The sequence below is a fragment of the Roseiarcus sp. genome, from assembly GCF_052145395.1.
Lineage (GTDB): Bacteria > Pseudomonadota > Alphaproteobacteria > Rhizobiales > Beijerinckiaceae > Roseiarcus.
The window spans coordinates 1-2,618 of sequence record NZ_JBKQOT010000687.1; the positions used below are offsets into that span (position 1 = coordinate 1).

At 64.7% G+C, this 2,618-nt stretch carries 2 protein-coding genes and 2 pseudogenes; all 4 read left to right on the forward strand.

Translation table 11 applies throughout. The annotated features are described in order from the left end of the window. Window positions 1-309 (forward strand): formate dehydrogenase N subunit beta transmembrane domain-containing protein (locus ACLP25_RS23435; RefSeq protein WP_442471537.1); only part of this gene is annotated, 309 nt, incomplete at its 5' end. Further along, window positions 306-1,010, forward strand: a pseudogene (locus ACLP25_RS23440) (formate dehydrogenase subunit gamma). The gene ACLP25_RS23435 and the pseudogene ACLP25_RS23440, both read left to right, overlap by 4 nt. A gap of 48 nt (window positions 1,011-1,058) precedes the next feature. Next, window positions 1,059-1,973 (forward strand): formate dehydrogenase accessory protein FdhE, encoded by a 915-nt coding sequence (gene fdhE / locus ACLP25_RS23445; RefSeq protein WP_442471538.1) that lies wholly within the window; start codon window positions 1,059-1,061, stop codon window positions 1,971-1,973. A 2-nt stretch (window positions 1,974-1,975) separates the two neighbouring features. Next, a pseudogene (locus ACLP25_RS23450) lies at window positions 1,976-2,584 on the forward strand (L-seryl-tRNA(Sec) selenium transferase); the annotation flags it as partial. Window positions 2,585-2,618 lie beyond the last annotated feature (34 nt).

A 2,618-nucleotide genomic window follows, 5' to 3' on the forward strand; every position in this document is an offset into this window, starting at 1 on the left:
ATCGCGGATCTCAAGTCGCGCGGCTTCGCCAACGCGGGCCTGTATGATCCGCCCGGAGTCGGCGGAACCCACGTCATGTACGTGCTGCAGCACGCCGATCAGCCGGAAATCTACTCTGGACTGCCGAAGAACCCGAAGATCAGTCCGCTGGTCCAACTTTGGAAGGGCGTCGGCAAGTACGCGGGCCTTACGGCGATCTTGGGATTTGCCGCCTTCGGTTTCGTCCATCACCTCGTAACCGGCGCGAACCGCGTCTCGCCCGAGGACGAGGAGAGCGCCAAGCGGTTGACCGAGAGGCGAGCGCCATGAGCGCCTACGATGTTGAGCCGGGCGATCAGATCCATCCCGGCGATCCGGTCATCGTCGATCGTTACACGACGAGCGCGCGGATCAACCACTGGGTGACCGCCGCGTGCCTGATCCTCCTGGCTCTCTCCGGGCTTGCGCTGTTCGTTCCGAGCCTCTTCTTCCTCACCGCCATGTTCGGAGGCGGCCAGCCGACGCGTTTCATTCACCCGTGGATAGGCGTCGTGCTGTTCTTCAGCTTTCTTGGCCTATTCCTGCGGTTCTGGAAGGCGAATCTGTGGAAAGCCGAGGATGGAACTTGGCTCGCCCGTCTCAGCGATGTCCTGACCGCTCACGAGGAAAGATTGCCTGAAATTGGGAAGTACAACGCGGGTCAGAAAGTCGTGTTCTGGGCGATGTCGATCCTCATTGTGCTCTTGATCCTCAGCGGCCTCGCCAGTTGGGATCAGTATTTTGCGCCATACACTTCGATCGATGAGAAACGGATCGCGATCCTCGTTCACGATATTGCCGCGATCGCCATCATCTGCGTATGGGTCGTCCATTTCTAAGCAGCGATCTGGGTGCGTGGCACGTTGCCCGCCATGGTCCGCGGCGTCGTCACCGGCGGTTGGGCCTGGCGACATCACCGCAAGTGGCTGAAAGAGCTTGCCGCCGGCAAGCCTGGCGACCATAATTCTTCCGGAGCGACCCCGGCCGAATAGGTCTTGTCGCTTAAGACACGTGGCCCGTGGGGTTCGTGAGGTCGCATCATGAGTAAGCTCGGCGCCGCGCAGCGGGACCCGACGCAGATCGGCGAAGTCGCCAGCCCGCCATTCGCTCGTCTTCCCGAGCCCCTGACTTTGTTCGTCGGCCGCGCCCGTCGCCTGAACGCGCTCTCCGAGGGCCACTCGCTAGCGCCCTATCTGCGCTTTGTGGCCGGGCTCGCCGACTGCCAACATCGGACGCAATTGGCCCTCCCCGAACCCGCGATGCCGGATAGCGAGGCACGCGAGCGCGCGCGGTCATTCGGCATGCCTCCGCTCGATCGCAACCGCGTCGTCGAGCCCGCCGTCGAGGCGACGCTCGATTGCCTTTTCTCGCTCGCGGCCGCGATGGAAATGCCGCAGACCGCCCGCGGAGCCCTCGAATGCGTTGCGGGAAGAGACGCTTCAGCGCGCGATGCCATGGTTCGGGCCGTGCTCGCCGATGCGATTCCGATGGAGGCGCTAGCCGAACATGTCTACGTGGCCGCCGCGTTACAGGTTCATTTCGCCAGGCTGGCGGCGAGGCTCGACGCCGCCCGCCTCGTTCCGGTCGGGGACGGCGCCTGTCCGGCATGCGGCGGACCTTCGGCTGCGTCCTTGCTGGTCGGTTGGCCTGGCGCTCACGGCGCGCGGTTCTGCGCCTGCTGGCTCTGCGGAACGAGGTGGAACTACGTGCTGATCAAATGCGTGCTCTGCGGCTCGACTGAGGGCATCGCCTACAAAGAAGTCGAAGGCGGCCCCGGGACGGTGAAGGCCGAGACATGCGAAAAGTGCCGCGGCTATATGAAAATCCTGAACCAGCAGAAGGAGCCGGACGTCGATCCGATCGCCGACGACGTCGCTTCGCTCGCTCTTGACCTGCTCGTGCGCGAGGCCGGATTCAGTCGGGGAGCGGTCAATCCGTTCCTGATCGGCTATTAGACATGACGGCCGCGGAGCCCGTCAATCTGCGGAACTTGCCGTCTGTCGACGCGGTGTTGCGCGCGCCGTCCGCTGAACTCGCCGTCGCGCGTTTCGGCCGCGCCGCTGCCATCGCCGCAGTGCGCCGATCGCTTGGAGACGCGCGCGCCGAGTGCGCCGCGTTGACGAGCACAGACGCCGTCGCTGCCGAAGCGCTGAGCCGGCTCGAAGCGGAAGCGCAGCCAAGCCTGAGGGCGGTCTTCAATCTGACCGGGACGGTGCTTCACACCAATCTCGGCCGCGCTATCATCGCCGAGGAGGCGGTCGAGGCCGCCGCCTCAGCCATGCGCCACGCGGTCGCGCTTGAGTTCGACTTGGCGGCCGGCCGCTGCGGCGAACGCGACGTTCACCTTCGGGCGCTGCTCCGCGAAATGACGGGCGCAGAGGACGCCTCCCTCGTAAACAACAACGCCGCGCCCGTTCTACTCGTCCTCAACACCCTGGCCAAGGGACGAGAAGCGATCGTATCGCGCCGCGAACTGATCGAAATCGGCGGCGCCTTCCGCATGCCGGAGATCATGCGCAGCGCCCGGGTCAAGCTGGTCGAAGTCGGCACGACCAACCGGACCCATCTAGTCGGCCGATTCATCTAAAGCACGGGGTATA

Excerpts from the sequence above, each read along its gene's own strand:
- fdhE (WP_442471538.1), top strand. The coding sequence starts at position 1,059 with ATGAGTAAGCTCGGCGCCGCGCAGCGGGACCCGACGCAGATCGGCGAA.